22 protein-coding genes are annotated in these 22,900 nt (G+C 59.4%); 12 read left to right on the plus strand and 10 right to left on the minus strand.

What is annotated here, in order from left to right; all coding sequences use genetic code 11:
* Positions 1-20: 20 nt before the first annotated feature.
* Both JJB09_RS01870 and JJB09_RS01875 read right to left on the minus strand, forming a co-directional pair.
* Positions 21-857: a tRNA1(Val) (adenine(37)-N6)-methyltransferase gene (locus JJB09_RS01870; RefSeq protein ID WP_201652206.1), complete on the minus strand. Its 837-nt coding sequence runs from the start codon at positions 855-857 to the stop codon at positions 21-23.
* The gene (locus JJB09_RS01875; RefSeq protein WP_201652208.1) at positions 854-1,072 is read right to left on the minus strand and encodes a putative signal transducing protein; all 219 of its coding nucleotides are present in this window, start codon (positions 1,070-1,072) and stop codon (positions 854-856) included. Before JJB09_RS01875 ends, JJB09_RS01870 begins: the two co-directional genes overlap by 4 nt.
* 109 nt (positions 1,073-1,181) lie before the next feature.
* Between JJB09_RS01875 and JJB09_RS01880 the strand changes: the two genes are divergently transcribed.
* From JJB09_RS01880 to JJB09_RS01900, 5 genes are all read left to right on the plus strand, one after another.
* Positions 1,182-2,198 carry a polyprenyl synthetase family protein gene (locus JJB09_RS01880; RefSeq protein ID WP_201652210.1) on the plus strand — a complete coding sequence of 339 codons (1,017 nt, stop codon included), beginning with the start codon at positions 1,182-1,184 and terminating at the stop codon, positions 2,196-2,198.
* Positions 2,199-2,325: 127 nt separating this feature from the next.
* The gene (locus tag JJB09_RS01885) at positions 2,326-4,461 is read left to right on the plus strand and encodes a tetratricopeptide repeat protein (RefSeq protein WP_201652212.1); all 2,136 of its coding nucleotides are present in this window, start codon (positions 2,326-2,328) and stop codon (positions 4,459-4,461) included.
* Between the two features lie 93 nt (positions 4,462-4,554).
* Positions 4,555-5,430, plus strand: a complete 876-nt coding sequence (locus tag JJB09_RS01890) for a 4-(cytidine 5'-diphospho)-2-C-methyl-D-erythritol kinase (RefSeq protein WP_201652214.1) — start codon at positions 4,555-4,557, stop codon at positions 5,428-5,430.
* Between the two features lie 11 nt (positions 5,431-5,441).
* A complete protein-coding gene (moaB, locus tag JJB09_RS01895) occupies positions 5,442-5,990 on the plus strand; it encodes a molybdenum cofactor biosynthesis protein B (protein WP_201652216.1) in 549 nt (182 codons plus the stop codon).
* Between the two features lie 13 nt (positions 5,991-6,003).
* Positions 6,004-6,501 carry a 2-thiouracil desulfurase family protein gene (locus JJB09_RS01900; protein WP_201652218.1) on the plus strand — a complete coding sequence of 166 codons (498 nt, stop codon included), beginning with the start codon at positions 6,004-6,006 and terminating at the stop codon, positions 6,499-6,501.
* 9 nt (positions 6,502-6,510) lie between these two features.
* On the opposite strand, the gene JJB09_RS01905 is transcribed toward JJB09_RS01900, so the two are convergent.
* Positions 6,511-6,996: a plant virulence effector HPE1-like domain-containing protein gene (locus JJB09_RS01905; RefSeq protein WP_201652220.1), complete on the minus strand. Its 486-nt coding sequence runs from the start codon at positions 6,994-6,996 to the stop codon at positions 6,511-6,513.
* Between the two features lie 83 nt (positions 6,997-7,079).
* A complete protein-coding gene (gene purD / locus JJB09_RS01910) occupies positions 7,080-8,357 on the minus strand; it encodes a phosphoribosylamine--glycine ligase (protein WP_201652222.1) in 1,278 nt (425 codons plus the stop codon).
* Positions 8,358-8,578: 221 nt separating this feature from the next.
* Between purD and JJB09_RS01915 the strand changes: the two genes are divergently transcribed.
* From JJB09_RS01915 to JJB09_RS26875, 3 genes are all read left to right on the plus strand, one after another.
* The gene (locus JJB09_RS01915) at positions 8,579-9,382 is read left to right on the plus strand and encodes a MipA/OmpV family protein (RefSeq protein ID WP_425523672.1); all 804 of its coding nucleotides are present in this window, start codon (positions 8,579-8,581) and stop codon (positions 9,380-9,382) included.
* A gap of 56 nt (positions 9,383-9,438) precedes the next feature.
* Entirely contained in the window at positions 9,439-10,392 is a 954-nt protein-coding gene (gene ubiA / locus JJB09_RS01920) for a 4-hydroxybenzoate octaprenyltransferase (RefSeq protein WP_201652224.1), read from the plus strand.
* 323 nt (positions 10,393-10,715) lie between these two features.
* Positions 10,716-12,557 (plus strand): calcium-binding protein, encoded by a 1,842-nt coding sequence (locus tag JJB09_RS26875; RefSeq protein WP_281431807.1) that lies wholly within the window; start codon positions 10,716-10,718, stop codon positions 12,555-12,557.
* A 64-nt stretch (positions 12,558-12,621) separates the two neighbouring features.
* Here JJB09_RS26875 and JJB09_RS01940 read toward each other — a convergent pair whose 3' ends face one another.
* Complete coding sequence (locus JJB09_RS01940) at positions 12,622-13,188, minus strand: DUF6101 family protein (protein ID WP_201652227.1); 567 nt, start codon at positions 13,186-13,188, stop codon at positions 12,622-12,624.
* 295 nt (positions 13,189-13,483) lie between these two features.
* Here JJB09_RS01940 and JJB09_RS01945 point away from each other — a divergent pair, with 295 nt between their 5' ends.
* The 4 genes from JJB09_RS01945 (at position 13,484) to modC (ending at position 18,311) form a co-directional block, all read left to right on the plus strand.
* Positions 13,484-15,649, plus strand: coding sequence for a DUF1217 domain-containing protein (locus JJB09_RS01945; RefSeq protein ID WP_201652230.1), 2,166 nt, complete (start codon positions 13,484-13,486; stop codon positions 15,647-15,649).
* Positions 15,650-15,726: 77 nt separating this feature from the next.
* A complete protein-coding gene (modA, locus tag JJB09_RS01950) occupies positions 15,727-16,515 on the plus strand; it encodes a molybdate ABC transporter substrate-binding protein (protein WP_201652233.1) in 789 nt (262 codons plus the stop codon).
* Between the two features lie 12 nt (positions 16,516-16,527).
* On the plus strand, positions 16,528-17,220 hold the full coding sequence (gene modB / locus JJB09_RS01955; protein ID WP_201652236.1) for a molybdate ABC transporter permease subunit: 693 nt from the start codon (positions 16,528-16,530) through the stop codon (positions 17,218-17,220).
* The gene (gene modC / locus JJB09_RS01960) at positions 17,217-18,311 is read left to right on the plus strand and encodes a molybdenum ABC transporter ATP-binding protein (RefSeq protein ID WP_201652239.1); all 1,095 of its coding nucleotides are present in this window, start codon (positions 17,217-17,219) and stop codon (positions 18,309-18,311) included. The genes modB and modC overlap by 4 nt, the downstream gene beginning before the upstream one ends.
* Here the strand turns inward: modC and JJB09_RS01965 are convergent.
* The 5 genes from JJB09_RS01965 to JJB09_RS01985 form a co-directional block, all read right to left on the minus strand.
* Entirely contained in the window at positions 18,287-18,658 is a 372-nt protein-coding gene (locus tag JJB09_RS01965; protein WP_201652242.1) for a winged helix-turn-helix domain-containing protein, read from the minus strand. The genes modC and JJB09_RS01965 overlap by 25 nt on opposite strands.
* Positions 18,655-20,076: an FAD-binding oxidoreductase gene (locus JJB09_RS01970; protein ID WP_201652245.1), complete on the minus strand. Its 1,422-nt coding sequence runs from the start codon at positions 20,074-20,076 to the stop codon at positions 18,655-18,657. The genes JJB09_RS01965 and JJB09_RS01970 overlap by 4 nt, the downstream gene beginning before the upstream one ends.
* Positions 20,077-20,079: 3 nt before the next feature.
* Positions 20,080-21,051: an L-threonylcarbamoyladenylate synthase gene (locus JJB09_RS01975; RefSeq protein ID WP_201652248.1), complete on the minus strand. Its 972-nt coding sequence runs from the start codon at positions 21,049-21,051 to the stop codon at positions 20,080-20,082.
* Between the two features lie 78 nt (positions 21,052-21,129).
* Positions 21,130-21,732, minus strand: coding sequence for a DUF6656 family protein (locus tag JJB09_RS01980; RefSeq protein ID WP_201652689.1), 603 nt, complete (start codon positions 21,730-21,732; stop codon positions 21,130-21,132).
* A gap of 117 nt (positions 21,733-21,849) precedes the next feature.
* Positions 21,850-22,815 carry a glycoside hydrolase family 25 protein gene (locus JJB09_RS01985; RefSeq protein WP_201652252.1) on the minus strand — a complete coding sequence of 322 codons (966 nt, stop codon included), beginning with the start codon at positions 22,813-22,815 and terminating at the stop codon, positions 21,850-21,852.
* Positions 22,816-22,900 lie beyond the last annotated feature (85 nt).

Below are 22,900 nucleotides of genomic sequence, written 5' to 3' on the forward strand. Positions count from 1 at the left end.
TTTCTATCCAGTTATTGGCGTCAGATCGGAGATGTAATGCGCTTTGAGGGAAACGCAATGGGCGGGGATGCCTTCCTCGCGTGTTTCACCCGCTCGTAGGCTTTGCGGCCATTGTTGAGATCGTCGACATCGGCAAGAAACCGGTGCGATCCCTCCGGATGCATGTAGAGCGGCGAGCGGAAGGTCAGCCGCGCCCGTGATCCCTTGATGGCGCTGACCAGCACACGGATTGCGTTTTCTGCTTCGCGCGGGTGGATCAGCGTCACCTCGATGCCGCCGAATCTTCGACCGCAGGCGTCGATGATGGCGGCAATCGATTCCGGTCGGGCAATCAGTGACATCTGGCCGCCGGGCTTCAGCATCGCACCCGCGGTACGGATCCAGTCTTCGAAAAGGTCGCCCTGCATGGCATGTGCCTCTGCTTTCAACCCATCCGGTGCACGCCGGTCCGAGGCGTCGTTGAAGGGCGGGTTCATGATGACGTGGTCATAGGTATCGTCTTCCAACCCCGCGGCGAGCCTTGCCTTGCCCTTGAGGGTGACGTCGGCTTCGGTCACGGCGATCCGTGCGGCGATCCGTGCGTTTTCGGGCAGGGCAAGGCTTTTCCTGGCAAAGGCGACCATATCGGCGGATTTTTCCACCAGCAGAACGGAGGCCGTATCGAGCCGCGCCGCGACAGCCATGCCTGCTGCCCCCGCGCCGGCGCCGAGGTCGGCGACGCGGATCGGCCCCTCAGTTGCCACCATCGAAGCGAGCAGCATGGCATCCATGCCCGCGCGATGCCCTCGGCCCTTCGGCTGGACGATATGGAAGCCGCCGAAGTGGAAGGCATCGATGGTTTCGGAGGTTGCACTCATTTCAATTCCCCGCCCAGGCCGGCATCCCTGAGTATCTGCCGAGCTTCGTCGGCGCGGTCGGCTTCCACCAACAGGCGCCGCTGCAATATGCCGATTGAGCCTTCCAGAATGCTCATGCCCTGATCGGCAACCATACAGTGGATCGACTGGTCCTTCAGCAAGCTCTGCGCGAAGGAAAGGCCGACTGCATCGTTCGTCCGCATGATTTCAATCACTTTTCCGTTCCTTTCCTGCCATTTTTCCGTGGGCGGGACAAATCGCCACTTGCCCCTCCGCCCACCTGTTTTTATGGTCTTTCAACAAAAATGAACAGGAGCCGGTTCCTTGGGCGTTGTGATACCGCTTGACGAAAGCAAAAACAAACAGGCATCCATCAAGCCGCTGGTCGATCTGACCAGGGCCGACATGGAGCGTGTCAACCAGCTGATTCTCGCCAAGGCCGGTTCGGATGTGCAGATGATTCCCGAGGTTGCCAACCACCTGATTTCTTCGGGTGGAAAGCGGCTGCGGCCGATGCTGACGATCGCCACCGCCAATATGTTCGGCTATAAGGGCGATGCCCAGGTCAAGCTTGCGGCCAGCGTCGAGTTCATGCACACAGCCACGCTGCTGCATGACGATGTCGTCGACGAAAGCGATTTGCGCCGCGGCCGCAAGACGGCCCGCATTCTCTGGGGAAACCAGGCAAGCGTGCTGGTCGGCGACTTCTTGCTGGGGCAAGCCTTCAGAATGATGGTCGAGGTCGGCTCGCTCGAGGCGCTCGACGTCCTCTCGACGGCTGCAACAGTGATCGCTGAGGGTGAAGTCCTGCAGCTTTCCGTGGCCAAGAACATGGATACCACGGAAGACGATTATCTTCAGGTGATCCGGGCCAAGACGGCTGCGCTGTTTGCTGCTGCCGCCGAAGTCGGGCCGATCGTCGCCGGCACCAGCAAGGCCGACCGGGCCGCACTCAAGTCCTACGGGATGAATCTCGGGCTGGCCTTCCAGCTCGTCGACGATGCGCTGGACTACGGTGGCAAGGCCGCCGACCTTGGCAAGAACACCGGGGACGACTTCCGCGAGGGCAAGATAACGCTGCCTGTCATTCTCGCCTGGCGCCGCGGCAATGAAGAAGACCGTCGATTCTGGCGTGAGGCCATCGAGGGTGGCAAGAACGACGATGCCGGCTTGGAACGGGCTTACGGGCTGATCACCAAGTATGGTGCGCTGACCGATACGATAGCGCGTGCCAATCACTACGGAACGATCGCGCGCGATGCACTTGCGGCTTTGCCGGCTTCGCCGTGGAAGTCGGCGCTGATGGAAGTCATCGACTTTTGCATCGACCGCGTCAATTAAAAGCCCGCTTTCAAGGTTATGGCCCCGTGAGTTTCGGTGTCTTGTGACGGGCACCTTTTTGTGATCTTAAGAGGCGATGTATCGCTTCGGCGATTTGCGCATCCGTGCCCCTATGAAAGGCTCTCGAATGGCTTTTTTGACTATCCGCCGACTTCGCGTTGGTACCGCGCTTGGTTTGTTTCTGGCGGTATCTGCGCCGGCCCTTGCTCAAGAGGCCAAACCGGCGGACGAAGGTCAGGCGGCTCAGGTTCAGTTCGACGTTTCTGCTGTCGATACGTTCGCGGGCGCATTCCTGGCGGCCCGAACCGCTGACAACGATTACGATTATGAGACGGCGATTAAGCTCTACCGCACCGCGCTCAAGTTCGAGCCGGGCAATGTGGAGGTGCGTGAACGGCTGATGGTAAGCCTGTTCATGAACGGCAATTTCGATGACGGCGTCGTCGAGGCCACCCGCCTGAAGGATGATCCGGCCGTCGAGCGGATCGCGGTGATCGCGCTTGGCATTGACGCCATCCGCAACAAGAAATTCGCCGACGCCTACCAGATGCTCAAGTACAATGGTCCCAACGAGCTCGACCGGATGGTCAATACGCTCCTGATCGCCTGGGGCCAGTTCGGCGAAGGCAAGTCGAAGGAAGCGCTTGCCACGATCGAGACCATGAAGGGCCCCGACTGGTATTCCGTCTTCCGCAACTACAGCGCCGGGATGATTGCCCTGGCGGCTGGCGATCTCGATATGGCGCGACGGAAGTTGAACGACACTATCGCCAATCGCGATGAGGGCTCGGCGGCAAGCGATACCTATATGCGGGCAGTCGTTGCTCTTGCCGGGCTGGAAGCACGGGCCGGAAACAAGCAGAAGGCATTGGACGCCATTGCCATCGGCGAGGCATTCGCGCCGGGTTATGTGCCGTTGCAGGCCTTCCACAAGCAAATCGATGCAGGCGTGAAGCCGGAAGTGCCGATCACCAACGCCACCGAAGGGGCGGCATCCGTGCTGTTTTCTGTCGGCGGAGCGCTGAACCAGTCGCTTTCCAATTCCCCGGACCGGCAGGGCGCGCAGGATATCGTCAGTTTCTATCTCGTCACTTCGCATGCGCTGGCGCCGAAAGACGCCGATACGTCGGTGCTGCTTGGCGGCTTGGCCGAAAGCCTCGATCAGCCCGAGAGGGCGATCCGCTGGTACAAGCAGGTTGGCCCCAATTCGCCCCTGCGCCGGATTTCGGAATTGCAGCTCGGTCTCAATCTTGCCGCGACCGGCAAGGTCGACGATGCCCGCAAACACCTGAAGGCAGCGATCGCCGCCGATCCAAAGGATATTCGCGGTTACGTCGCCTATGGAAGTCTCCTTTCCGACAACAAGGAATATGAGGAGATGGCCAAGGTATACGACAAGGCCGTCGAGGTGATTGGGCCGGTGACGAAGCGGTCCGACTGGTCGGTTTTCTTCCAGCGGGGCATCGCTTACGAGCGCCTGAAGAAGTGGTCGGAAGCCGAGCCCAGCTTCAAGAAGGCACTCCAGCTTTACCCCGACCAGCCGCAGGTGCTGAACTATCTGGGCTATTCATGGGTGGACATGAACATCCACCTCGATGAAGGCCTCAACATGATCCGCAAGGCCGTCGACCTCAGGCCAGACGACGGCTACATCGTCGATTCGCTCGGCTGGGCCTATTTCAGGCTCAACCGCTTCGACGATGCGGTTGGCGAGCTGGAACGTGCAGTCGAGCTCAAGGCTTCCGACGCGACCATAAACGACCACCTGGGCGATGCCTATTGGCGCGTCGGGCGCAAGCTCGAGGCGATTTTCCAGTGGCGGACAGCGCTTGAAATGAAGCCGGAAGAAGCCGAGATCCCGAAGATCCAGAAAAAGATCAAGGAGGGGTTGCCTCCGATCGAGGCCATCGCGGTTCCGAAGTCCGAACCGGTAACGCGCGCTGTCGCGGTTGCGCAGGCAGATCCGGTGAAGCAGCCGGCAGTGAAGCCTGCCGATGCACAAAAGCAGCAAACGGAAGAAGCACCGGCGCAGCCGGCTGGAGCGGACGACACGGGCGTGAAGCCGACGGATGCCGGCGCAACGTCGCCAGCTGACCAGTCTCATACGGTGGTGAAGGGCGATTCGCTGTGGAATATCGCACGTGAGATCCTGGGTGATGGCCACCGGTTCCGTGAGATTATCGATCTTAACCCGGAGCTCAGGCGCTATCCCGATCGCTTGCAGCCGGGCCAGTTGCTGAAGCTGCCGGCAACGAAGAACTGATGCTTGGCCAGCTTTTGTAGCGCGGGTTTGTGTGTCCTCGGGTTAAGCCCGAGGATGACACCGTGTTAGGGTCCTGATCATTCCGGCGTGTCCATGACGATCCACGAATTCGCTCCCGCCAAAATCAACCTCGCGCTGCATGTAACGGGCCAGCGGCCGGATGGCTATCATCTGCTCGATACGCTGGTAACGTTTGCCGATGCCGGCGACCGGCTGCGCTTTGCTGTGGCCGAGCGGGATGCGTTTACCGTTTCCGGTCGCTTCGCAAGCGGCTTGCCCACGAATTCGGAGGCACAAACCGGCAATCTGGTCTTGCGGGCGCGCGACAGCCTGCGCGCGTTCGCGGGAAGGCAGGGGAGGGCGACCAACCCGGTCGAAATCCATCTGGAAAAGAACTTGCCGATCGCCTCGGGCATTGGCGGAGGATCGGCAGATGCCGCCGCCACGTTGCGCGGCCTCCTGCGTCTGTGGGATCTGAGCATCAGCCCCACCGAACTCGCCGATCTGGCGCTGACGCTTGGCGCCGATGTTCCGATGTGCCTTGAGGGCAGGCCGCTTGTGGCGCGCGGTATCGGTGAGGAAATCCAGATCATCGACGGCTTTCCGAAACTGCATCTGCTGCTGTTTAATCCGATGGTGGCGGTGTCGACGCCGGTGATTTTCAAGTTGCTCGCGACAAAGGACAATTCTGCACTGCTGCTCCCGCCTCACAGCGCTTCAGAGTGCGACTGGATCGATGCGCTGAGGGACGCGCGCAACGACCTTCAGCCACCCGCCGAGCGATTGCAGGCTGTTATCGCAGAGGCTATCGCGCTGTTGTCCGAGACCAAGCCGGTTCTCGCCCGCATGTCTGGATCTGGGGCAAGCTGCTTTGGTATCTATGAGGACGAAGTCTCCTGCCGGGCAGCTCTCGCAGCGCTTGAGGCGCGCCGGCCGGAATGGTATCTCGAAGCGACGACAACCAGATGAGTGGCCCCAGCATGTCCAAGCTTGACGAGTCCCGCCCTTTCATCCCGGTCGGCATCGCCGTCCTGACTGTATCGGACACCCGCACGCTTGCCGATGACAGGTCGGGCGACACGCTTGCTGCGCGGATCACGGATGCCGGTCACCGGTTGGAAGCGCGGGCAATCTGCCCCGACGACAAGCAAGCCATTTTCGATCGGGTAGAGGCCTGGACGCGAGCCGAGGGTATCGATGTGGTCATTACCACAGGCGGCACCGGTTTTACCGGTCGTGACGTGACGCCCGAGGCGCTTGAACCACTGTTCGAAAAGCGCATGGATGGCTTTTCCGAAGTCTTTCACCGCATTTCCTATGACAAGATCGGCACTTCCACCATCCAATCGCGTGCAACGGGGGGCGTAGCCAACGCGACGTTCATTTTCGTGCTGCCGGGCTCGCCCGGCGCCTGCCGGGACGCTTGGGACGGCATCATCCGCGATCAGCTCGATTACCGGCACATGCCCTGCAATTTCGTCGAGATCATGCCGCGCCTGGACGAGCATCTGAGGCGGGGCGGCCAATGATCCGGCATATCCATTGACTGCGAAGATCCTGATTAGCGCCTGCCTGATGGGCAAACCCGTCCGCTATGACGGCAAGGGCAAGCTCCTCAGTCATGATCTGATCTCCAAATGGGATCGGGAGGGGCGACTGGTGGTATTCTGCCCCGAACTGGCTGGAGGTTTTGCGGTTCCACGACCGCCCGCGGAAATTGAAAGTGGGCTTGCCGGCGCAGACGTTCTGGCAGGCCGGGCGCGGGTGATAGAGATTTCGGGCCGGGATGTGACGGAACAGTTTGTCCTGGGTGCCGAGAAGGCACTTGCGGCAGCGCAAGAAGGTGGATGCGCCTATGCGCTGCTGATCGATGGCAGCCCGTCCTGCGGTTCAGGATTTGTCTACGACGGTAGTTTTTCCGGCGTCAGGCATGCCGGAAGCGGTGTGACTGCGGCCCTTCTCGCTGCGCACGGGATAGAAGTCTTCCGCCCCTCGGAGATCGAGGACCTTGCGCTCAAGATTGATGGTAACGTCGGATGAGCACCCGCGCTATTTAAGCCGCAGCTCCATTTGTTCCGGAGCGAATGCGGTTGTCGTGGCCAGCTTGGGTGTCGGATTGTTGTCGGCCTCGCCCGTCATGTCGGCTGTGACGGCAGAGGTGGTCGCATCCTTGTCAATGGTGACAGGTGCGGTGATCGGGTTGGAGCCGCCGTCGACATTCACAGCGACATTGGCATCTGTCTCCTGTTCTGGCGCCTTGGAAACGAACACGACCGGCGAACCGCCCATCCATGCCTCGGTTCGGAAAATCTTCTTGACCCCGTCGACATCGCGGATCTCGACTTTCTGGGTCCCGGGTTCCAGGGTGATTTCGACCGCTTGCTTGCGGATCCGCGACTTGAGTGGCGGGCATGTGGCGCAGGATACATGCTCGATGCTGCGCTCGCTATCGTTGGTCGCAACCTCATCGATCGATGCAGCCTGGGCGGCTGCGGCCGCCAGAACCACGGTACCCGAAAAAATCAAAACGCGCATCAAGCTGCACTCCCGGTTTGGATCACCCGGAAGACTATGAAAAAAAAGTAAAGTTTGGGTCAGGAGAGGTGGTTAAGTAAGGCTTAAGTGCCGGTCTTTTCACGGGCTACAGCACGCCAGCCGATATCGGAGCGGCAAAAACCTTCGTCCCAAGCCACTTCGGACACTGCCTGATAGGCTGCTGCCTGCGCGTCCGATACCGTCGAGCCGACGCCTGTGACATTCAGCACGCGCCCCCCGGTTGCTACCAGCTGGCCATTGGCGAGCGCGGTGCCGGCATGGAAAACCCGCATGCGCTCCGTGTTGCCGGGGAGCGAGGCGATCGGCGTGCCCTTCCGGTAAGATCCGGGATATCCCTTTGAAGCCATGACGACCGTAAGTGCCGCCTCATCGCTCCACTCGGCGCTTGCTTCATCGAGCGTGCCTTGAGCGGTTGCGATCAGCAATGGCAACAGATCAGACTTCAGCCGCATCATCAGCACCTGGCATTCCGGGTCGCCGAAGCGGACATTGTATTCGATCAGTTCGGGGCCTTTGGCCGTGATCATCAGTCCGGCAAACAGCACGCCGGAGAACGGATGGCCCATTTCAGCCATGCCGCGGATCGTCGGCTCGATGATCTCTTTCATCGTGCGGGCGGTCAATTCCGCTGTCATCACGGCTGCGGGAGAATAGGCGCCCATGCCTCCGGTATTGGGACCCTTGTCGCCATCTTCCACGCGCTTGTGATCCTGCGCGGAGGCCAGCGCCAGCGCATGCACACCGTCCGACAGCACGAAGAAACTTGCTTCCTCGCCATCAAGGAAGGCTTCGACCACAACTTCGGCACCGGCATCGCCAAAGGCGCCCTCAAAGCAGTCGTCTATGGCCGCGCACGCCTCTTCGACAATCATGGCCACGGTCACGCCCTTGCCGGCGGCGAGGCCATCGGCCTTGACGACAATCGGCGCGCCCTGCGCCCGCACATAGGCTTTGGCCTTGGGGCCGTTGTTGAAGCGTTGATAGGCACCGGTCGGAATGTTGAACCGGGCACAGAAATCCTTGGTGAAGCCCTTCGAGCCTTCAAGCTGTGCTGCCTTCGCCGACGGGCCGAAGACCAGGAAACCGGCATCGCGCAGCATATCGCCAAGGCCGGCGACGAGCGGGGCTTCGGGCCCGAACACCACGAAATCGATGGTTTGGTTGCGGCAAAAATCGAGCACCGCCTGATGATCGTCGACGTTGAGCCCAACGAGTTCTGCATGCTCGGCAACGCCCGGATTGCCCGGGGCGGCGAAAAGCTTTGACAACAGCGGCGACTGGGCGATCTTCCACGCCAGCGCATGTTCGCGTCCGCCCGATCCGATCAGCAGTACCTTCATTGCCAAGCCTCTTATATTCCAGATCCTCGCGGGTTAAGGGTGAAGGCTGGAAAGGTCAAGCGCCAATGCGGCCCAACCGCCTGCTGTATACCCTGCTTAACCCGCCATTAACGCTACTTCTTGTTGATGCGCTAACCAAACGCCGCTAGTCTCCGGTTCCGAAAGCGTGAATCGACTGCTTAAGTCGTACGCCATTTTCGATCATCGATTTGGAGCTTACCTTGCGTTTCAGGATATATCAGGCACTTTCCGCCGGTCTCATGCTCGCCGCACCATCCATCGCTTCGGCCGGCGACTACTGGTGGTCCGGTGACTGGTATCTGAAGGTTGGCGCATCGGGCTTCATGGCACCGCGTTACGAGGGCTCCAAGAGTTACCTGTTGCAGGGCAAGCCGATGATTTCGCTCGGCAAGGCGGGCGATGTTGTGCGCTTCACCTCGCGCAACGACAACGCTTCCTTCTCGCTCTATGACGCGGGCTTCGTTCGCCTTGGTGCAGTCGGCAAGCTGGACATGCCTCGTGACGCAGATGATTCCTCTGATCTCAAGGGTCTCAAGCCCGTGAAACTCGGGGTGGAAGTGGGCGGTTTCGCCGAGGTCTATCCGACAGACTGGCTCCGCATGCGCGCCGAAGTGCGCCAAGGCATACGCAGCCATCAGGGCATCGTTGCCGACCTGGCTGCCGATGCTTTTTACGACGTGACGCCAGTGGTGCGCGTCTCCGCCGGCCCGCGTGTATCCTTCGCATCGGCTGACTACGTCGATGCTTATTACGGCGTCAATGCGTCCGAGTCGGCCAAATCCGGACTCTCGAAATACAAGGCGAAAGGCGGCATTCAGTCGGCGGGCGTCGGCGCGGCCATCAATTGGCAGGCTACGGAGAACATCGATACCAGCGCATTCGGCGAGTACAAGCGCCTGCTGGGTCCTGTTGGCGATTCCAGCCTCGTGCAGGAACGCGGTTCGAAGGATCAGTACCTGGTCGGTGTCTCTGCCACCTACCGCTTCAATTTCACGCTGCCGTGATATCTCGCCGGGCAGCTGCTTGACTGGCGCGCCGTTTGGGTTCAGTGGCTTGTGTCATGAGCATGTTTTCCCCTGACAACGGGCGTGTTGCGGATGCGCCCTCCGGCAATTTCGTCTATCGCGTCCTGCCCCGATGGGCCTGGCCCTATGCGCAGCTTGCGCGTTGGGATCGCCCAATCGGCTGGCAATTGCTGATGTGGCCCTGCTTCTGGTCGGCGGCGCTTGCCGCCAATGCGGCCGCCCCCACAGCCCCCGTATGGGGGCAGATGGTCTGGCACCTGCTGCTGTTCTTCATTGGATCGGTCGCCATGCGCGGAGCCGGTTGCACCTATAACGATCTCGTCGACCACGAAATCGACAACGCTGTGGCGCGAACCCGTTCGCGTCCACTGCCGTCGGGGCGGGTCAGCCGGACCCAGGCAAAGACGTTTCTTGTGCTGCAGGCGCTCGTCGGACTGTTTGTGGTTTTGAACTTCAACATGTTCACGATCGTCCTGTCGATCCTCTCCCTGGCAATCGTAGCGATCTATCCTTTTGCCAAGCGCTTTACGGATTGGCCGCAATTCTTCCTGGGTATGGCCTTTTCCTGGGGGGCACTGGTGGGTTGGGCGGCCGTTTTCGGTTCATTATCCTTCGCTGCGGTCGCACTCTACATAGGGGCGATTGCCTGGACGATCGGCTACGACACGATCTATGCGCATCAGGACAAGGAAGACGACGAGTTGATCGGCGTCCGCTCGACGGCACGCCTATTCGGCGAAAGCACCAAGGGCTGGCTCGCCGGCTTCTATATCGCCACGACTTTGCTGGCGGCTTTCGCGTTCATTGCTGTCGGCGTTGCGTTCCCGGCCTGGATCGGGCTGTTCGTGGCCGCGCTGCTTTTCGGCTGGCAGTTGCTGACGATCGATATTCATGATGCCGATCAGTGCCTGGCGCTTTTCAAGTTCAATTCGGTTGTCGGAGCCGTGATTTTTGCCGGCCTGCTGCTGGCCTTGCCTCTCGCAGAATAGAAAAAGCCCGGCTGTGGGACAAAGACAGCCGGGCCTTCCACCAACCGCTGCTGAGTGCCGCGGTGAAGTGTTGGGCGAACCTAGAGTCAGTGTGGGGTTCGGGCTGTTACTTTGGTGACAGTTGTTCAGTGACGTTTTAATCTGAGAAATACATGATTAACAGCGTACGCTGCCGGTTTTTGTGTTGTATTGTGTTCTTTGCGACGCCCCGGTAATTATTCGTACACTGATGCCTGTGGTTGAAATTGACTCCGGATCACGCGACAGGCATATGGAATCAACTACGCTGATTTGCAGTCTGTATTTCCGGAGCACCAATTTCTATGTCCACCAACTCTGCTTTCATGGTTTCGCTGATGAAAATTCCCTATTTTGCTCAGTTAGCTGCAGAGAATGGCGAGGACTGGCTCAACGATGTTTTCTCCTCGCTCGAAACCACGGATTTTGATTTTTCGCCCTTTGAAGATCTGGCTGCTGCCATCGAGGCGGACGCGGCTGAAGCGGATTTGATCGTCGATGTGCCAGTTGGCGAGGCCGACGCAAACGCGGACGATGAAGGTGCTGTGGCCAAAACGAGTGATCTGGAAATTCCCGCTACGTTCGCCGATTTCGACCAAGATGCCGATGCTGCAGTCGCCAAATCTGACGCAGCAGCCGGCGATAACAGTCGGCCTGACAACTTCGAGAACGCCGCATTGGAAATGCCGGAATGGAGTGGCATGGATTCCAACCGTTATTTTAGCCTGCTCTTTTCATACTTCCGTGGCATGGCCGTGGGCGGAAATTTTGGCGATGACGCAAACAAGGTAGCCCTCAACGGCTTTTACGAAAACCTGCGCCTGGGCGGAGGCGACGATCACATCTATACCTCTCTGCGGACCAGCAGCGAGGTGGTGAAATGGAACACCACTGAGGTGCATGGCGGCGACGGCATCGATACGTTGCACCTGGATCAGGGCAGAGACTACACGATAAAGCTCGGCGAGCAGAGCGATCTCGGGCGGTTTGGCGGCCGGGTGACCATCACCGGGGTCGAAAACGTCATCGGCTCGGGTGGCAACGACAAGATTACCGGTGCAGCTGAAGACAACAATCTGAAGGGCTTGGCCGGCGACGACATGCTGGATGGACGCGGCGGCAACGACACGCTCGATGGCGGAACCGGCAATGACACCATTTATGGTGGTCTGGGCAACGACACCATTTATGGCGGCACGGGCAACGATGTCATCGACGGCGGCGCTGGCGACGATGTGATCGACGCTGGTAATGGTAATGACAAGATCGACGCTGGCGATGGCAAGGACAAGATCGAGGCCGGTGACGGCGACGATAAGGTCGACGGCGGCGCAGGCGACGACACCGTCAACGGCGGTGCGGGCGATGACACGCTGAGCGGCGGCGTGGGCAAGGATACGATCACCGGCGGCGAAGGCGATGACATCATCAATGGTGGCGCCGGCGACGATACGCTGAGTGGCGACAGCGGCAACGACGCGATAGACGGCGGTGCAGGCCATGACAAGATCGATGGCGGCGCTGGCGCTGACAAGATCCATGGCAACGACGGCAACGATACCATCACTGGTGGCGTCGGCGACGACCAGATCTGGGGCGATGAAGGCGATGACACGTTGTCCGGCGATGCTGGCAAGGACACGATCTACGGTGGCGCGGGCAATGACAAGATCACCGGCGGCGCTGACGACGATACGCTCGATGGTGGCGATGGCGATGACACGCTGGACGGTGGGGACGGCAAGGACAAGTTGCTTGGCGGCGCGGGCGCAGACACCATCAGCGGTGGTGCTGGTGACGATATCATTACTGGCGGCGCAGGCGCGGACAAGCTGACCGGCGGGGCCGGCAAGGACACGTTCGTCTATACGGGCATGAGCGATACGGGTGCTGCAGATCATTTCGATCTGATCACCGACTTCGACGTTGCAGAGGACAAGTTCGACCTGACGGAGCTCAGCTTGACCGACGTCTTCGTTTTCACCGGCACTGGAGCGTTCACCAAGGGCGGCGAGCCCGAGGTTCGTTATGAGAAGGGCGCCACCAATACGATGGTCCAGTTCGATACGGATGGCGACGGCGATGTCGACATGCAGATCGAACTGACCGGCCTCAAGGATCTGACCGGGTCGAACTTTGTTCTATAATGAAATGCTTATATACAAAAATGGCGCCGAATGGCGCCATTTTTGTTAATGCCTGCAGGATCGGTCAATCCAGCGGAAAGATTTCTTTTCCTTCCAGCTTCATCCGGATGCCGAGAGTGCCTGATTTGCGGCGAACGAGGAAGCGCGGCCTGCGATCTGCGAAGTAGGAATGGCGGCGACGCGGCTTTGGCGGCTTGGAGCCCGCTGTCAGCAGGTGTTCGTCAAGCGGTCGGGCGATGCCGTCGGCTTCCACCATCAGCATCGGAATGCCGTAGGCTTCCGACCAGGACCGCCAGTCCGCAGCGACATCGAACAAGTCGTGTGCCACCAGCAGCGGAATGCATAGACCGGGGTCTGTGTGGTGTAGTTCCAGCGTGACCGTGACTTCTCCATTGCCGTGATCGATTGCCCGGGCGGCGACGCCGGCAAATACCCGTGAGGGCAGTGCAACAGTCAATGGCAGGCCGCTCGCGGGCAGGTTTCGCCGCATGACGGCGCCGCGTTCATCGATGGTTATCGAGACGACTTCCGTGGAATTGTCGATCCGATAAGTCAATTGCTGCGGAAACAGGCCGGGATCGAGTCTCAGGATCTTCGATGCCCAGCTGGGCTGCATGACGGTGTTTTGCATGGTCTTCTACCCTGTTCTATCTTGAGAGCTCAGGCTCTTCTCTGCTTGGGACTTTGCGTCCTCTTGATGAGTTCAAGATAGAAGCCGGGCGTTTTAGGCGGCTTAAAAATCTCGGTTAAGAAAACTTTGCCTCTCGCGATGGTTAGCGATTTGCAAGGCGGTTGGGTTTGCAAATCGTGAACAAGATCCGGCGATTTTGAAAGTTCGGCTTAAGGCATCGCAAGCAATGGCGGGTAAGTTTCGGATAAGACTTTTGCAGTATCCTTCCGGCATTTGACGGAATTCTGGTATCGATATGGTCTCGACGTTTCTGAGCTACAATCTGGTCAATCGCGATCTCAAGGCAAACCTCGAGCGCGTGGGCTCGTCGACGACCGTGGCGCGCGCGGCGCAGTATTACAAAGACAATATCGGTAAGGTGAACACCGTCGAGGAGTTCGTCGGTGACTACAGGTTGTTCTCCTACGCCATGAAAGCGCATGGCCTTGAAGACATGACCTATGCCAAGGCCTTCATGAAAAAGGTGCTGGATAGCGATCTCACGGACGACAATTCTTTCGCCAACAAGCTCACAGACGACCGCTACCGCAAGTTTGCAGAGGCTTTTCAGTTTTCTTCGGGCACCGCGATTACCCAGACGTCGGGGCAGGTCGAAGATGTCATCAACAGTTACAAGAAGAATTTTGAGCTGGAGGCCGAGGCTGTTTCGGTCGCCAACGCCTATTTCAAGAACACTGTGACAACAATCACGTCAGTGGATCAGTTGTTGAACAACGGCAGCCTCCGGGACTATGCGCTGGATGCGTTCGGCCTGGACAAGGTCTACTGGAATCGTGACTTCCTGACCAATGTACTGACGAGCGACGTCAGTGACCCCGGGAGTTTCGTCAATACGCTGACGGCCAAGAACAAGTCAGACTATGTCGCGCTTGCGGCTGCGTTCAACTTCAACGCGGCTGGAGGCCTCGACGCCGGAGTCAGCGCGCAGGATGCCAGTCAGACCAATGCGGTGGTGGAAGCCTATACGTTCACGGTTCCAAGCCGGACGGTTCCTGCCGCAGCCGAGTTGAACAAGGTCGACTTTGAAAATCACATCGGGCTGATCAGCAATGTCAGCGATCTGGTCAACGATGCGAGGATGCTGAGCTACGTCAAGACCGCCTTCGGTCTGCCAAACTCGACGCTCAAGGCCACGGTGGAAAACATCCTGACCAGCGACCTCAGCGATCCCAGCAACTATGCAACGACCATGGGCGGGGCGAAATACGAAGCGCTTGCCAGGGCGTTCAACTTCCAGGCCGATGGTTCGCTTGCCAGCGGCACTTCTGCCCAGACGGCGACCCAGACCGCGACGACCTCAAGCCTTTATATGGAGCGCTATGACGATCCGCAGGAGGAAGCCGACGATGGGATCTACGAGTTCTATCGGTCCTATATCGGTGGCGTCGACAGTTTCGACGAACTCACGGGAACCAAGAAACTCTACAATTTCGTCCTGGCCGCATTTGGCTTCGATCCTTCCACGACCAAGGAAGCGACGATCAAGAAGGCTTTGACCAGCGATCTGAGTGATCCGAAAAGCTTTGCGAATACCCAGAAGGATGGCCGCTTCAAGGAAATGGCCGCAGCGTTCAACTTCAATTCCGATGGCGAGAAGACCGCGCCGCTGCTGGCCCAATCGCAGTCCACCATTCAGCAGACGGCGAAGGATTATGTGATCCTCAAGACCCGCTACGGCCACGAGGACGAAAAGGAAGACGCGACCAAGGAGGCGAAATACTACGCCGACCAGGTACAGAACATCAGGACGGTGTCGGATTTCCTTGGCAACAGCCGGCTGGTGAATTTCGTGCTCGAAGCCAATGGCATTGATCCCGAAGGAATCACGAAGGATTTCATGAAGCAGCTTTTCGAGTCCGATCTCAACGACCCGAAGAGTTTTGCCAATCAGCAATCCGATCATCGTTTCACGGAAATTGTCGGGTCGTTCAATTTCGGCAAGGACGGCAACCTCGCGACCCGCGAAACCGGCATCCAGGGCCGTTACGGCCAGATGATGACCCAGTATCTTTATCTCCAGCAAAGCCTGGAAGAGCAGACAGGCGAGGACAATAGTGGCGCTCGTCTGGCGCTGTACTTCAAGCGCATGATGCCGGAAATCAATACCGCCTACGATATTCTCGGCGATCCGGCGCTGTTGGAAGTGTTCCGCACGACCTTCGATCTGCCCGCGGAAATGTCGACCATGGATATCGACAAGCAGAAGGCTCTCGTTGAGCGCCACATGGATTTTGCGGAATTGCAGGATCCCGACAAGCTGGAAAAGTTCGTCGGGCGCTTCACGGCCATGTATGATCTGGCCAACGGCACCGATAGCGATCCGACGCTGGCGCTGTTTTCCAACAATTCCGGCGGCATCAGTGCCGATACACTTCTTTCGATAGCCCAGTTGAAACGGTAATTCGTTCCGCGCTGGACGGATTGCTTTTGTGTGCGACCCATTATATTCCTCCGTATATCACGATATGGGAGAAGTAGATGTTTCGCCGTTCATTTCTGGTTTCCGTCGCCGCTGCAGTTGCCGTTTCTGCTATCTCGCTGCTGCCTGCCCGCGCCGAAGACAAAGTGCTTAACGTGTTTGCCGCTGCCAGCATGAAGGGGTCGCTCGACAAAGTCGCAGCTCTCTACGAGAAGAAGGCTGGCGTCAAAGTGTCGATCTCATTTGCCGCAAGCTCCGCACTTGCCAAGCAGATCGAGGCTGCCGCACCGGCGGATGTGTTCATCTCGGCCGATATGAAATGGATGAACTACCTGGTCGAGAAAGGCGCGGTGAAGAAGGAGGAAGTGGTCAAGCTGCTTGGCAACCGACTGGTGCTCGTAGCCGCCAAGGATTCGACCATTTCGCTGAAGATCGAGAAGGAGTTTCCGCTGGCCAAGGCGCTAGGTGAGGACGGCCATCTCGCCATGGGTGAGGTCAAGAGTGTTCCCGCCGGCAAGTATGGCAAGGAATCGCTCGAATTCTACGGTGTCTGGAAGGACGTCGAATCCAGGGTTGCAGGCGCCGACAACGTGCGCGCGGCGCTCCAACTCGTGACCCGCGGAGAAGCACCGCTCGGGATCGTCTATGAAACCGATGCGAAGGCTGAGCAGGGCGTCAAGGTCGTCGATACGTTTGGTGAGGACAGTCACACGCCGATTGTCTATCCGGTGGCACCCGTAGCGGCATCGACCAAAGCGGAAGCGAAGGACTTTCTTTCCTTCCTGAACGGGGCCGAAGCCCAAGCTGTTTTCAAGCAAGCCGGCTTTACCGTGCTCACAGGTTCCTGATAACCATCGAGCATGCAATTCAGCGCTGAAGAATGGGTGGCGATCACCCTTAGTCTACAAGTGGCGGGCCTGGCGGTTGTCGTCAGCCTGCCGCTTGGCATTCTGGCGGCCTATATCCTTGCCCGGCATGAGTTTTTCGGCAAATCGCTGTTCAGTGCGCTGATCTCGCTGCCGTTGATTCTGCCGCCTGTCGTCACAGGCTACCTGCTGCTGGTCGCGTTTGGCCGCAAGGGGATATTCGGAGGTTTTCTCGAAACCTTCGGCATCGTCTTTTCGTTCCGCTGGACGGGCGCCGCACTCGCTGCGGCGGTGATGGGTTTTCCGCTTTTGGTGCAGGCGATCCGGATTTCCATGGAGGCGATCGACCGGCGGCTTGAGGCTGCGTCCTCGACGCTTGGCGCTTCGCCGCTGATGGTCTTCCTGACGGTAACGCTGCCCCTCAGCTTGCCCGGCATCCTTGCTGGGGCCGTTCTTTGCTTTGCCCGGTCGCTTGGCGAGTTCGGTGCGACGATTACGTTCGTTTCGGCCATACCGGGGGAAACCCAGACGCTGGCCTCTGCTGTTCATGCGGCATTGCAGGATCCTGATGGCGAACCCACCGTGTTCCGGTTGACCTTGCTTTCTATCGTGATCTCGTTTGCGGCTATCTTCCTGTCCGGTTTCGTATCGCGGTTTATAGCCCGACGCGTGGGGGCGAGCGGATGATCTCTGTTTCGGTCAAGCACAGACAGGGAGAATTCGAGATCGATGCGGCGTTCGAAGCGGGCGGTGGAGTCACAGCGCTGTTCGGCCCGTCCGGTTCGGGCAAGACGACGCTGGTGCAGGTCATTTCCGGCCTTACCCGACCGCGAGAGGCAACGATCCGTTTCGATGGCACGGTCTGGAACGATACCGCCAAGGGCATCTTCGTGCCGCCCCACAAGCGGCGCATCGGTTACGTCTTTCAGGAGGGACGGCTGTTTCCGCATCTTACCGCAAGGCAAAACCTGCTCTATGGCCATTTCTTCGCGCCAAAGGATGCGGGGGCGATGGCCGAGGCGGAGGTCGTGGCGCTGCTCGGGATCGAACGATTGTTGAGCGCGCGCCCAGCGACGCTATCGGGGGGAGAAAAGCAACGCGTGGCGATTGGCCGGGCACTTCTGGCAGCCCCACGGTTGATCCTGATGGACGAACCGCTGTCGGCGCTGGACAGGTCCCGCAAGCAGGAAATCCTTCCCTACATCGAGCGCATCCGTGACGAGCTGCGCATTCCGGTCATCTATGTCAGCCATGCGATCGACGAGGTTTCGCGACTGGCCAACAGCGTCGTGCTGCTGGACGAGGGCAGGGTGAAGGCTTCAGGTCGCCCTGACGTGGTGTTTGCCGGAGCCTTTGGCATGCCGGAAAGCATGGTGCCGCAGTCGATCCTCGATGGCCGCTTGATCGGACACGAACCTTATTATGGGCTGAGCATCGCCGAGGTTGGCAGCGATATCGTCACTCTGCAGCCTGTCGATTTGCCGGAAGGCACCGTTGTGCGCATGCGGATCGCATCAACTGACATCATGCTTGCGCTTGAACGTCCTGACAATATCAGCGCACTCAATCACCTCAGCGGCACAATAACCGATATGGTTCCGGACGGCCCGCATGTGCTGGTCAGCCTGGATTGTTCGGGCCAGAAGCTGGTGTCGCGGATCACCCTGCTTTCGGCTGAGCGGCTTTCACTCCACAAGGGGCTTTTGGTGCATGCGCTGTTCAAGGCGGTCACCGTCGACAGCGCCAGCGTCTTTCACACCTCCGCCGATGGATCCTGAGGCGGCTGGGCATTGGCTTCAAGCCAGTCTAGATCGGCTTTCAGGGCAAGTTGCGTGCGTATTTCCATGTCGCGGAAGCGCGCCAGCAGTGCCGTACCGAATTCCGTCAGCACCGCGCCACCACCGCTCTTGCCGCCGTGCTTGGTGGCGACCACCGGCTCGCGGAACATGCGGTTGAGTTCGTCGGTCAGCAGCCAGCCACGTCTGTAGGACATGTCCATCCGCTGCGCAGCCTGGCGGATTGAGCCGGTTTCGCGGATCAGTTCCATCAACTCTGCCTTGCCATGGCTGAGCGGCGAGCCACCGGGAAATGTCAGCCGCAGATTGGTCTTGATCGCGCGGGTCATTGCGGGCGGATCACCTTTTCCGGGTTCATGATGCCGGCGGGGTCGAAGGCGCGCTTGATGCGGGCCATCAGGTCCATCTCGATCGCGGGACGGATTTCGGCGAGTTCGTCACGCTTCAATTGCCCGATCCCGTGTTCGGCCGAAATCGAGCCGCCAAACTCCAGCACCAGCCCATGGACGATGGCATTGACCTCGCGCCAGCGTCCGATGAAGGCCTGCTTGTCGGCGCCGACAGGCTGGGAAATGTTGTAGTGGATGTTTCCATCGCCCATGTGGCCGAAGGCGCAGATGCGGGCGCCCGCCACGACGGCTGTGACAGCCTTCTCCGCCTTGGCCATGAACTCGGGGATGGACGAGATAGGTACGGAAACATCGTGCTTGATCGAACCGCCTTCCGGCTTCTGGGCTTCCGACATGCTTTCGCGCATGTGCCAGAAGGCGCGTGCCTGCGAACTGGACGTCGCAACTGCGGCATCTTTGATAATGTCAGCTGCCAAAGCTTTTTCCAGCAGGGCCTGCAGCATGGTTTCAGCACTTTCGGCGCTGTCCGAGGTCGAGATATCGATGAGGACATGCCATGGATAGGCCTCGGAGAGCGGGTCGCGCACCCCGGGAATGTGGCGAACGGTAAACTCGACGCCGAGCCGGACCATCAGCTCGAAGCCGGTGAGCGAGGTGCCGCAGATATCCGAGGCCATGCCCAGAAAAACCAGCGCGTCTTCGGCACTGGCGAGGCCTGCAAACGCCACCTGATGCCCCCTTGGACGGGGGAAAAGCTTGAGCACCGCGCCGGTGATCACCCCAAGCGTGCCCTCGGCGCCGATGAACAAATCCCGGAGGTCGTAGCCGGTGTTGTCCTTTTTGAGTTTTCTCAACCCGTCCCAGATTTCTCCGGTCGGCAGCACCACTTCCAGCCCAAGGCAGAGCTGGCGCATGTTGCCATAGGCGAGAACCTGCGTACCGCCGGCATTGGTCGACAGGTTGCCGCCGATCTGGCAACTGCCCTGCGAGCCGAGCGATAATGGAAACAGCCGGTCATGCTGTTCGGCGATTTCGTGAACCGATTGCAGCACGCAGCCCGCATCGACGACGATGAGATTTGCTGATGTGTCAATTTCCCGGACACGGTTCATGCGCGAAAGCGTGAGCAGAACGTCGTCCTTGCCTGCCCTCGGCGTCTGGCCACCGACATGGCCGGTGTTGCCCGATTGCGGCACGATTGCCGTGCCGGTCTCGCTCGCGAGCTTGAGGATTGCTGCTACTTCCTCCTTGCTGGCGGGCTTCAGCAGCAGAGGCGATGCTCCATGATAGAGGCCGCGCGTTTCAACAAGGTGTGGGGCGATCTCGTTTCGGTCGGTAATGGCATTGCTTACGCCGACGATGGCGGCGAAGCGGGCGATGAGATCTGGATCAAGCATAACCTACTCCCTGGGAGCTGCGGCGCGGGCGAGCCGATCGTTGATGGCTTCGCCAAGCCCCTCGGCCGGTATGGGCGCAAATGCGATGGCGCGGGCTGAAAGCGTGTCCGCCTTCTTCATGATCGCAAACAGATTTGCCGCGGCCTCGCGAAGGTCTCCGGCAGGACTCAGATCGAACCGGGTAATGGCTGTGTCGCCACCTTCGATGGTCTGATTGCCGAAGTTGACGAGGATCTCATCATGGCCCACCGATCGGGCATCGAGCCGCACCGGCGCATGCGGTGCATAATGCGACGCCAGCATGCCCGGCGCTTCGATTGCTTCCGCGTGGTCAGAGCGCTGGACGGGCACGCCCAGCATGGCCTCGATTTCGGCGACATCGAGCCCGCCCGGACGCAACAGCCGGACAATGCCATCCTCGACCTTGATGATCGTACTCTCGACGCCGACCGGCGAGGCACCGCCATCCACGATCAGCGGGATTTTCTCGCCGAGATCCGCAAATACGTGGGCGGCGGAGGTGGGGCTGATACGGCCTGACGTATTGGCGCTGGGTGCGGCGAGTGGTCGGCCGAAAGCGGCGATCAGCAGGCTGGCGAACCCTTCCGGCACGCGGACGCCAATCGTGGAGAGCCCCGCCGTGCAGAGATCATGGATCGGGCTTTCACTTTTCACCGGCACCACAAGCGTCAACGGGCCGGGCCAGAAGCGTTGTGCAAGCACCATCGACAGGGGATCGAAATCCGCATGTTTGAGTGCCATTTCCAGTGAGGACATGTGGGCGATGAGAGGATTGAAGCGTGGCCTACCCTTGACCTCGTAGATACGGGTGATCGCGGCCGGGTTGGTGGCGTCGGCCGCCAGCCCGTAGACCGTCTCGGTCGGGATGGCGATCGGTTCGCCGCGCGCCAGAACGACGCAAGCCTCTGCAATCGCCCGCTCCGGTTCCAATGTGATGTCGATCAATTCGGCCATGATCCGCCGCAATTCTAAAGCTGTTAGCGGCGTATACAGCGACGGTTCGCCCTTGCCAAGCAAAACGCCGCGATATGCTTAGAGCGCGTTGATGATCCTGCGTGCGGCCTCATGCTTGGCGCCCAGCAGCAGCACGTTCTTCATTGCCATTTTGGGGTCGTGGGTACGGAAAAGCAATCCGTTGCCACGGATCGACCTGTTGATCGCAAACTTCTTCTTTTCCTCGTCCTTTTCCATCGCCACGGCGAAGTACATGCGTTCGGCGCGCATGTTGATCTTGTGGAACTCGAGGTCTTCGGTAGCGATCTCGGCGGAGAAGTTGGCGATGTAGAAGGACCACTTCACATCCTTGTACTCGGCAAAACTGGATTTCGCCGCCGTCACATGGCAATAGCCGAGATGCGGCGTTCCCTTGAGCGTGCGATGAAAGATCATGCGCGGAAACTGGATGCTGCGATGGAAGTTGTTGAGCCGCTCGTGGGTGCGCACGCCGGCGCTGGACAATACCTTGCCGGTCCGCTCGGCCACTTCTTCGTAGGACAGATAGCGCTTCTCGGTCGGCTCCCAGTTGGGGCGGGTACGGTCGATGCGGCCGGTGCGCAGGAACTCCGTGTGTACGGCCGGCTTTTCCAGCACCGCAGCTGCCGCCAAGTCCCGTTCGAAATACTGCAGTTTCGCCATCGTGGAGAGGTCTTCCGGAGCTAGTCCCTGCATGTGCGTACTCTGAAACTGGTTACTATGGCCCGCAGCTATAGCAATCGTATGTTTCGCCAGGCTTGCCTGTCGTGAGCAACGCGCCTAATCTTCCTGATAATTCAATGCGGTTAGCACGGATGGCACGCGCGCTAGCGAGTGGGCGCTCCCAAAGCCCAGGCCGGCAAGCGCGCTGGTGCCGAGACTACCCTTCACATTGACGAGATATTGCAAGGCCGGTGGTTTTTCCGGCAACAATTCGCCCTTGCCCCAGATCTTCGCCAGAGCTTCCCGGGAGATAGGGACCGTGTTGACGTCGATGTCGTCGAGCGTGCCTTCTATGCGCATGGGACAGGAGCGGTCGTCGCAGTTGGTCGATGAAGAGAACTGCCAGAGCATGTAGTTGTCCCAGTTGCCCATCGGAAACACGCCCTTGATCTCCGGCTTGTAGCGCGCGTACCAGAGCGGCAAGCGCGACAGCAGCCGGTATTGCTCGCGGCGCGTGGCAATGTAGCGCGCGGTGTCATGGTTGATGTAGAGGACGGGATAGCGGCCGGTGCGCGCCTTGATATGGCGGGCGAACGTCTCGGCATCGTCCAGTGACATGAACTGGCTGGAATCGAGGCTCTCGATATCCAGCACCATCATGTCTTCCGGACCCGGTGCAGCGTAATCGAGAAAATGGTTGGCCTGGTCGACCGGATTGCCGGGCCGGCCGAGATGGTAGGCGCCCCACAGCAGGCCATTAGCCTTGGCGAGAAGACGCCGCGTCTGGTGGAGCTCGCGGCTGACCGCGTATTTTCGCCACATCGTCTTGCAGTGGTTGACGGTGTCGCCGTTATGTTTCCTGCTGCAGTCGTAGACTTCCGGCAATCCGTCGGAGGCCTTGGAAATGAAACCGGCGATCCGTTTGTTGGTCACCATCTTGTCCCATTCGACGGTGTTCAACTCATAGGCGTCGATCACCAGGGAGGTCGTCTTGTTTTTCCAAGGCTCGTCATCCGCTGCGATTGCGCCTTGCGCCCCACCGAGCGCAAACAGGCCAATCGCAAGTGCTGCAGCTATCTTCATGTCCACCGTGCCGTGATATTGAAAAAGGATCGTGCGGCAATATGGTCAATATTTGGTTAATATGAGGCAAAGCTAAAGTATCGAA

The sequence above is a fragment of the Phytoamicus setariae genome (assembly GCF_016722925.1).
GTDB lineage: Bacteria > Pseudomonadota > Alphaproteobacteria > Rhizobiales > Rhizobiaceae > Rhizobium_E > Rhizobium_E setariae.

Excerpts from the sequence above, each read along its gene's own strand:
- JJB09_RS01870 (WP_201652206.1), bottom strand. The coding sequence starts at position 857 with ATGAGTGCAACCTCCGAAACCATCGATGCCTTCCACTTCGGCGGCTTC.
- JJB09_RS01885 (WP_201652212.1), top strand. The coding sequence starts at position 2,326 with ATGGCTTTTTTGACTATCCGCCGACTTCGCGTTGGTACCGCGCTTGGT.
- JJB09_RS01890 (WP_201652214.1), top strand. The coding sequence starts at position 4,555 with ATGACGATCCACGAATTCGCTCCCGCCAAAATCAACCTCGCGCTGCAT.
- moaB (WP_201652216.1), top strand. The coding sequence starts at position 5,442 with ATGTCCAAGCTTGACGAGTCCCGCCCTTTCATCCCGGTCGGCATCGCC.
- JJB09_RS01905 (WP_201652220.1), bottom strand. The coding sequence starts at position 6,996 with ATGCGCGTTTTGATTTTTTCGGGTACCGTGGTTCTGGCGGCCGCAGCC.
- purD (WP_201652222.1), bottom strand. The coding sequence starts at position 8,357 with ATGAAGGTACTGCTGATCGGATCGGGCGGACGCGAACATGCGCTGGCG.
- ubiA (WP_201652224.1), top strand. The coding sequence starts at position 9,439 with ATGAGCATGTTTTCCCCTGACAACGGGCGTGTTGCGGATGCGCCCTCC.
- JJB09_RS26875 (WP_281431807.1), top strand. The coding sequence starts at position 10,716 with ATGTCCACCAACTCTGCTTTCATGGTTTCGCTGATGAAAATTCCCTAT.
- JJB09_RS01940 (WP_201652227.1), bottom strand. The coding sequence starts at position 13,188 with ATGCAAAACACCGTCATGCAGCCCAGCTGGGCATCGAAGATCCTGAGA.
- JJB09_RS01945 (WP_201652230.1), top strand. The coding sequence starts at position 13,484 with ATGGTCTCGACGTTTCTGAGCTACAATCTGGTCAATCGCGATCTCAAG.
- modA (WP_201652233.1), top strand. The coding sequence starts at position 15,727 with ATGTTTCGCCGTTCATTTCTGGTTTCCGTCGCCGCTGCAGTTGCCGTT.
- modB (WP_201652236.1), top strand. The coding sequence starts at position 16,528 with ATGCAATTCAGCGCTGAAGAATGGGTGGCGATCACCCTTAGTCTACAA.
- modC (WP_201652239.1), top strand. The coding sequence starts at position 17,217 with ATGATCTCTGTTTCGGTCAAGCACAGACAGGGAGAATTCGAGATCGAT.
- JJB09_RS01965 (WP_201652242.1), bottom strand. The coding sequence starts at position 18,658 with ATGACCCGCGCGATCAAGACCAATCTGCGGCTGACATTTCCCGGTGGC.
- JJB09_RS01970 (WP_201652245.1), bottom strand. The coding sequence starts at position 20,076 with ATGCTTGATCCAGATCTCATCGCCCGCTTCGCCGCCATCGTCGGCGTA.
- JJB09_RS01975 (WP_201652248.1), bottom strand. The coding sequence starts at position 21,051 with ATGGCCGAATTGATCGACATCACATTGGAACCGGAGCGGGCGATTGCA.
- JJB09_RS01980 (WP_201652689.1), bottom strand. The coding sequence starts at position 21,732 with ATGGCGAAACTGCAGTATTTCGAACGGGACTTGGCGGCAGCTGCGGTG.
- JJB09_RS01985 (WP_201652252.1), bottom strand. The coding sequence starts at position 22,815 with ATGAAGATAGCTGCAGCACTTGCGATTGGCCTGTTTGCGCTCGGTGGG.